The 7,276-nt window shown below is 67.0% G+C and carries 7 protein-coding genes; 6 read left to right on the top strand and 1 reads right to left on the bottom strand.

Translation table 11 applies throughout. The features are described from left to right. The first annotated feature begins 602 nt into the window (after positions 1–602). The 5 genes from hprK to ptsP all read left to right on the top strand — a co-directional run bounded on the left by hprK (position 603) and on the right by ptsP (position 5,050). Positions 603–1,553, top strand: a complete 951-nt coding sequence (gene hprK / locus BMY90_RS05545; RefSeq protein ID WP_037102163.1) for an HPr(Ser) kinase/phosphatase — start codon at positions 603–605, stop codon at positions 1,551–1,553. Positions 1,554–1,557: 4 nt separating this feature from the next. Then, positions 1,558–2,460 (top strand): RNase adapter RapZ, encoded by a 903-nt coding sequence (gene rapZ, locus BMY90_RS05540; RefSeq protein WP_092702294.1) that lies wholly within the window; start codon positions 1,558–1,560, stop codon positions 2,458–2,460. 31 nt (positions 2,461–2,491) lie between these two features. Continuing rightward, on the top strand, positions 2,492–2,884 hold the full coding sequence (locus BMY90_RS05535; protein ID WP_008215975.1) for a PTS sugar transporter subunit IIA: 393 nt from the start codon (positions 2,492–2,494) through the stop codon (positions 2,882–2,884). Between the two features lie 8 nt (positions 2,885–2,892). Beyond that, entirely contained in the window at positions 2,893–3,162 is a 270-nt protein-coding gene (locus BMY90_RS05530) for an HPr family phosphocarrier protein (RefSeq protein WP_008215978.1), read from the top strand. A gap of 136 nt (positions 3,163–3,298) precedes the next feature. Beyond that, positions 3,299–5,050, top strand: coding sequence for a phosphoenolpyruvate--protein phosphotransferase (ptsP, locus tag BMY90_RS05525; protein ID WP_092702292.1), 1,752 nt, complete (start codon positions 3,299–3,301; stop codon positions 5,048–5,050). A gap of 195 nt (positions 5,051–5,245) precedes the next feature. Here the strand turns inward: ptsP and BMY90_RS05520 are convergent, their stop codons facing one another. Next, positions 5,246–6,127, bottom strand: coding sequence for a LysR substrate-binding domain-containing protein (locus BMY90_RS05520; protein WP_008215983.1), 882 nt, complete (start codon positions 6,125–6,127; stop codon positions 5,246–5,248). A gap of 94 nt (positions 6,128–6,221) precedes the next feature. Between BMY90_RS05520 and BMY90_RS05515 the strand changes: the two genes are divergently transcribed. Beyond that, positions 6,222–7,262, top strand: coding sequence for a YeiH family protein (locus BMY90_RS05515; protein ID WP_008215984.1), 1,041 nt, complete (start codon positions 6,222–6,224; stop codon positions 7,260–7,262). The last annotated feature ends 14 nt before the right edge of the window (positions 7,263–7,276 follow it).

Raw genomic sequence — 7,276 nt, 5'->3', positions numbered from 1 at the left:
CGCCTGCCGGCGCCCGAGTTACCTCTCTTTGCTGGCCCAAAGAGACGTAACCCAGAGAAAGGGCCTGTGGGACCCGCCGACCCTACAAGCCTGATCGGTCGAGGCTTTTTGGAATAGAGGTGGCTCTTCCTGTTACACGCGCGGCCACACCGCGCCGTCACCGATAACCGAGGGCTAGGAAGGGCAAGCTCGCGTGATTGAATTCGACGCTGCGGTGCGCGGCTCTTCCAACCCTTCGAGAAGCGGCGCGCGGCGGAGGATCAGGCCCGCAGGGTGGTCGGCATGGATGCCGGCCAGTTCGACGCCAGGGCAGGAGCCCTGTCGGCGAACCCCCGTAGCCGGGCGCGGACCCGCCGGCTCGCAGAGCCGGTGGGCGCGAACGCAGGGTGCCCCTCTCTTGGGTTACTTTCTCTCGGGCAAGCGAGAGAAAGTGACTCGGCCACCGGCAGGTGGGCGAAACCTCCGTCGCCAAAGGCGGCGGCACGCATGCGACCGCGCGCGGAACGCGCCATCACCACACTCCCTGAACACGCCCCTACCGCCAAACTGGCACAATGCCTGTCGCGATGGCCCGGACGGGCCTTCACGTCAAGGAATCCAGCTTGGACCGGCTTACTGCCCGACAACTCTACGATGGTGTCCACGAGCGCATGGCGCTGCGCTGGATCTCCGGCATGCGCGGCGAATCGCGTGCGCTCGATCCCGGCGCCACGCAGACCCGGCGACCATCGCTGATCGGTTACCTCAACGTCATCTATCCGAACAAGGTGCAGATCATCGGCAGCGAGGAGCTGAAATACCTCGATGCGCTGGATTCGCGCCAGCGCTGGAAAGCGATGCACAAGATCGCCGCCAGCGAACCGGTGGCACTGATCGTTACCCACGACCAGCCGGTGCCTTCCGACCTGCGCGATATCGCCGAGGAAACCGGCACGCCGTTGTGGAACAGCTCCAAGCGCGGCCACGAACTGCTGACCTGGTTGCAATACCACCTGGCGCGCATGCTGGCACCGCGCATCACGCTGCACGGCGTGTTCCTGGAAGTGTTTTCCATCGGCGTGCTGATCACCGGCGAAGCCGGTTCGGGCAAGAGCGAGCTGGCGCTGGAACTGATCAGCCGCGGCCATCGCCTGGTCGCCGACGACGCACCCGAGTTCACCCTGATCGCTCCCGACGTGATCGATGGCACCTGCCCGGAGCTGCTGCAGGATCTGCTGGAAGTACGCGGGCTGGGCGTGCTCAACGTGCTGGAGATGTTCGGCCACACTGCCGTCAAGCCATCCAAGTACCTGCGCCTGATCATCCACCTCAAGCCCTGGCGTGACGGCGAAGTGGAAGACGCGCTGACCCGCATCACCGGCGATACCGGCCATCGCGACATCTTCGAGGTACCGGTGCCGATGATCACCTTGCCAGTGGCACCGGGCCGCAATCTGTCCGTACTGGTGGAAGCCGCCGTACGCAGCCACATGCTCAAGAGCAAGGGCATCGACCCTGCCCAGACCTTCATCGACCGCCAGGCGCACCAGATGCGCCGCCTCCCCCCATGGTGACCGCATGAACGAACGTGACCCGTCCGAATCCCCCGTAGTGAACGACCCCGATGCCGTGCACCTGATCGTGCTCACCGGCATGTCCGGTGGCGGCAAGACGGTGGCTTTGCGCGCGCTGGAGGACCTGGAGTTCTACTGCGTCGACAACCTGCCCTCGACGCTGCTGCCGCAGCTGGTCGACGCCACCATGCGCAGCAGCATCAAGCGCCGGCGCATTGCCGTGGGCGTGGACGTGCGCAACCGCAGCGAGGATTTCCGGCACATGCCGCTGGTGCTGTCCGAACTGGCCGGCAAGGGGGTGCAGGTGCACCTCGTGTTCATCGACTGCAACGACGCGGTGCTGATCAAGCGCTATTCGGAAACCCGCCGCCGCCACCCGCTGGCGCAACGCGGCGTGTCGCTGGCCGACGCCATCGTCGAGGAGCGCCGGCTGCTGCGTCCGCTGATGGCGATCGCCGAAAAGGTGATCGATTCCAGCGACCTCAACGTGCACCAGTTGCGCCGATTGATCGCCACCGGCTACGCACAGACCACCGAAGGACTGACCCTGATGTTCCAGTCATTCGCCTTCAAGCGTGGCCTGCCGCTGGATTCCGACTTCGTCTTCGATGCCCGCTGCCTGCCCAACCCGCACTGGGATCCGAAGCTGCGCCCGCTGTCCGGCAAGGACGGTCCGATCCGCGATTTCCTTGAAGCACGACCGGTGGTTGGCGAATACCTGACCGACACGGCGCGCTGGCTGGATGCGTGGCTGCCCCGCTTCGAGCAGGACGACCGCAGTTACGTCACCATCTCGGTTGGCTGCACCGGCGGCCGTCACCGCTCGGTGTACCTGGTCGAACAACTCGCCGCGCATTTTCGCGCCAGCCGCGAAGGCGTGCTGACCTTCCACCGGGAACTTGAATGAACCTGCCGATCCATCGGAAAGCCACGCAGCCATGAGCGTCGGCATCCTCCTGATGACGCACGAGGCGGTCGGCCAGGCGCTGATCTCCGCCGCCCGCCACGTGCTGCCGAAGCTGCCGTTGAAAGTGGCCGCGGTGGAAGTGCCGGCGCAGGCCGATCCTGACGTCATGCGCACGCTCACCGCGCACCACGCCCGCGAGCTGGACGAGGGCGGCGGCGTGCTGGTGTTGGCCGACCTGTACGGTGCCACACCATGCAATATCGGCCTGTCGCTCGGCTCGCTCGGCGTGCGGCTACGATGTGTCTCCGGACTCAACCTGCCCATGCTGCTGCGTGTACTCAACTATGCGGAAAAACCACTGGACGAACTGGCCGAGATCGCGGCCGCCGGTGGCCGCGGGGGAATTTTCATCGACCATGCCTGACGTCCATCATGCTTGAGAAAGAAATCGTGGTTTCCAACAAGCTCGGCCTGCATGCACGCGCATCGGCCAAGCTGGTGCAACTGGTACAGGGCTTCAAGTCCACCGTATGGCTGATCAGCAAGGGTCGCGAAGTGAATGCGCAAAGCATCATGGGCGTGATGATGCTGGCCGCCGGCCTCGGCACGCCACTGACGGTGCGCACCGAAGGGCCGGACGAAGACACCGCGCTGGACGCGGTCATCGCATTGTTCGAGCGCAAGTTCGACGAAGGAGCATGATTCGCGTGGGCATCGGACATCGGACATCGGGCAGCCACCCAGGCCTCGCGCGGCGATGCACGCCGAGCCGCGTTCGTTTGCCGTTGCCCCTTTCGCGGGCCCACGCCTCGCTTGCACGCCCTGCTGGGGCACCGCGATGAGACATATCCTTCCCGGCACCATCGCCGCCAGGGGCATGACATTGGGCCGCGCCCGACTGGTGCAGCCCAGCCGCTATGCGGTCGACACCCGCCCGCTGGCCGACGACGAGATCGAGAGCGAACTGACCCGGCTGCATCTGGCGCTGGATACCGCCCGGCAGGAACTGCGCGAACTGCGCGGCAAGCTGCATGGCGCGCTGGCACGCGAGGTCAACGAATTCATCGACGCGCACAGCCTGCTGCTGGATGACCCCGAACTGCTGCGCGGCCTGGACGACCTGGTGAAGGTTGGCCATTACCGGCCCGGTGCCGCCTTGAAGAAACAGCGCGACAAGCTCGCCGCGGTATTCGAGGCCATGGACGATCCCTACCTGCGCAGCCGCAAGGAAGACATCGACCAGGTCATCGCGCGGGTGATCTCCGCCCTGCAGCGCCAGACCAGCGTCGAGGAACGCAAGCTGGCCGCACGCGTGGGCGAGATCCTGATCGCCGATACCATCGCCCCGGCCGACATGGCGCACCTGGCCGGCAACGGCCTGCTCGGCGTGGTCGCCAGTTCCGGCAGTCCCTACTCGCACAGCGCCATCCTGGCGCGCAGCCTCGGCCTGCCGATGCTGGTGGGCACGCGCGACGCGCTGGCGAACATCCACGACGACGACCTGATCCTGCTCGACGCCGAGCGCGGCGACGCGATCGTGCATCCCACTGCGCAGGACCTGGCGCGCTATCGCGCCTGGCAGCGCGAATCAGCACTGGAAGGCCGTCGCCTGGCCACTCTCGCCAATGCCCCCACGCGTACCCGCGACGGCATCGACGTCCGCCTGCTGGGCAACGCCGAGTCGGTAGCCGACGTGGCGCTGGCCCGTTCGCGCGGCGCCGACGGCGTGGGCCTGTACCGCACCGAATTCCTGTTCCTGCGCCACAAGGGCCTGCCCTCCGAGGACGAGCAGTTCATCGCCTACCGCGACCTGGTGCTGGGCATGGGCGGTTTGCCGGTGACCATCCGCACGCTGGACCTGGGCGCCGACAAGGCCGATGCCGCGGGGCTGGCCCTGCGCGGCGAGGACAACCCCGCGCTCGGCGTGCGCGGCGTGCGGCTGTCGTTGCGCTATCCCGCGGTGTTCACCACGCAGATCCGCGCCATCCTGCGCGCTGCCTGCTATGGCCCGCTGCGCGTGCTGGTGCCGATGGTCACCCAGCCGGACGAGCTGATCGCGGTGCGCACGCTGTTCAAGCTGGCGCGCGCCGACTTGAAGCGCGAGAACGTTGACCTGCCGGAGAAGTTGCCGCTGGGCGCGATGATCGAAGTCCCCGCCGCTGCACTCAACGTGCGCGCACTGCTGGATCACGCCGACTTCCTCGCCATCGGCACCAACGACCTGGCCCAGTACGTGCTCGCCGCCGATCGCGGCAATGATGCGCTGGAAAACATCTACAACCCGCTGCAACCGGCCCTGCTGCGCCTTATCGCCTACGTGATCGCCAGCGGCCGGCGCGCTGGCAAGCCGGTCAGCCTGTGCGGCGAGATCGGCGGCGACACCCGTTTCACCGCCCTGCTCCTGGCGCTGGGCCTGGCCGAATTCAGCATGCATCCGGGGCAGTTGCTGCACGTGCGCGATCGGATTGCCGCGCTCGACCACGCCGCGCTGCGCCATCGCGCGCCCAGCCTGTTGCGCGCGCACACCCACGAGGACGTGGAAACCCTGCTGACGCACCTGGACCCGGGCTTCGCACCCAGCCGAGCCTGATCGCGCCCCGGCTCACCGAACCCCCACACTTCCCTGGAGCCCACCCTGTGGGCGATGCTTTTGCGTGCGCCACACGTCGAAGCGCGCCGCGCACAGGAGATGCACCCGTGATCTCCCGTGGATGGTGCGCGACGCAGTGCCGGTCATCGGGCAACTGTCCCGGTGATAACGCCGGGTACCCCGAGGTCGCGAATCTCAGGCGTCGGACGCGTCCAGGAACGCCTCCAGCACCGCCCCGCGGTATTTTTCCCGGTGCAGCAGCAACGAGAGCTTGCGCGTGAGGTCGAGGAAGGGCGTCTTCAGCGCCTTCAGGCGGCCGGTAGCCACTGCGTCGGCCACCGCCACTTCGGGCAGGCAGGAAATGCCCAACCCGGCGGCGACGGCCTGCTTGATCGCCTCGATCTGGTCCAGCTCCAGCACGGTTTCGCCCGCCGGCAATTGCGCCAGCACGCGTTCGCTGGTCGCCCGCGTGGCCGACCCGGGTTCGCGCAATACCCAGCGTGCGCCGGCAAAATCCGCCGGCTTGAGATGGCGCTTGCGCGCCAGCGGGTGGTCGGGCGGCGCGCAAACCACCAGCGAGTCGTCCCGCCATGGCCGCGACTCCAGCAACGGATGCGCCACCGGCCCCTCGACACAGCCCACGTCCAGGCTGTGATCGAGCATGGCCGCGGTGATCGCGTCGGTATTGGCCACGCGCAAGCGCACGGCCACCTGCGGGTGGCTACGCACGAACGTGCCCAGCAGCTCGCCCACGCGATAGTTGCCCACCGTATTGCTGGCGCCAATGCGCAATTCGCCCACCAGGGTCTGCGTGCCACCGGACCCCAGGCGGCCGAACTCGGCATAGCGCTCCAGCAGTTCCTGCGCCAGCGGCAGCAATTCACGGCCGCGAGCATTCAATCGCAGGCGGCCGCGTTCGCGTGCGAACACCGGCGCGTCGAGCTGCCGCTCCATCTCGGCCAGCGCCATGCTGGCGGCCGGCTGGGTGAGGTAAAGCTGCTCGGCGGCGGCACGCACGCTGCCGTGCAAGGCAATCTGCACGAACACTTCGAGTTGGCGCGGGCTGATGTTGATCATCAGCTTATTTTATACGCCGCATTAGATATTCCAAGTTTTCCTAATAACCGGCAGCGGGGACAATAACGCCACCCCACCACCACGTGCCGTCCCCATGAGCACCACCTCGATCGCCACCGCTACCCACCCCACCCTGCGCACCCGCGCACCCGGCCTGCTGCTGGCCATCGGCATTGCGCTGCTCGCCCTGTGGCTGGGTCGACTGGTGCCGGTGATCGGCGGTCCGGTGTTCGGCATCGTGTTGGGTATTGCCGTGCGCAACCTGCTTTCGCCCGGCGCGCAGTTCACGCCGGGCATCCAGTTCGGCGGCAAGCAGATCCTGCAATGGTCGATCATCGCGCTGGGCTTCGGCCTCAGCCTGACCCAGGTGGCGAAGACCGGTCTGGAGTCGCTGTCGGTGACCCTGGTGACGATGACCGTCGCCTTCGTCAGCGCGCTGATGCTGGGGCGCATGCTGAAGGTGCACGGCAAGCTGCAGATCCTGATCGGCGTGGGCACCGCAATCTGCGGCGGCTCGGCGATCGCCGCGGTGACGCCGATCATCCGCCCGGACGACCACGACACTGCTTTCGCCATTTCCACCATCTTCCTGTTCAACGTGGTGGCGGTGCTGCTGTTCCCGCTGCTTGGCCACCTGCTGCACCTGAGCGACCTGGGCTTCGGCCTGTGGGCCGGTACCGCGATCAACGACACCTCGTCGGTAGTGGCGGCCGGCTACAGCTACAGCCACGCGGCGGGCGACTACGCCACCATCGTCAAGCTGACCCGCGCCACGCTGATCATCCCGGTCTGCCTGATCCTGGCCTTCGCCGTGGCCTGGCGCGAAAAGCGCGCGTCGAAGCAGAACGGCGGCGCCACCCAGTTCAGCCTGCGCCGTATCTTCCCCTGGTTCATCCTGTGGTTCCTGGTGGCCTCGGCCGTGCGCACGGCCGGCTGGATCCCCGTCGCCATCCAGCCGACAATCCACTTCCTGGCGGAGTTCATGATCATCGTGGCGCTCACCGCCATCGGCCTGTCCGCCAACCTGCGCCGGATGATCGCCAGCGGCGCGAAGCCAATCCTGCTCGGCTTGGGCGTGTGGGCAGCGGTTTCGGTAAGCAGCCTGCTGGTGCAGTTGGTCATCGGGCAGCTCTGACGCATTCGCCCGAG

This window comes from Rhodanobacter glycinis, from assembly GCF_900114325.1.
In the GTDB taxonomy this organism is placed as follows: Bacteria; Pseudomonadota; Gammaproteobacteria; order Xanthomonadales; family Rhodanobacteraceae; genus Rhodanobacter_A; species Rhodanobacter_A glycinis.
The sequence above is the reverse complement of the archived record's forward strand: the minus strand, read 5'-3'. Positions and strand labels throughout refer to the sequence as shown.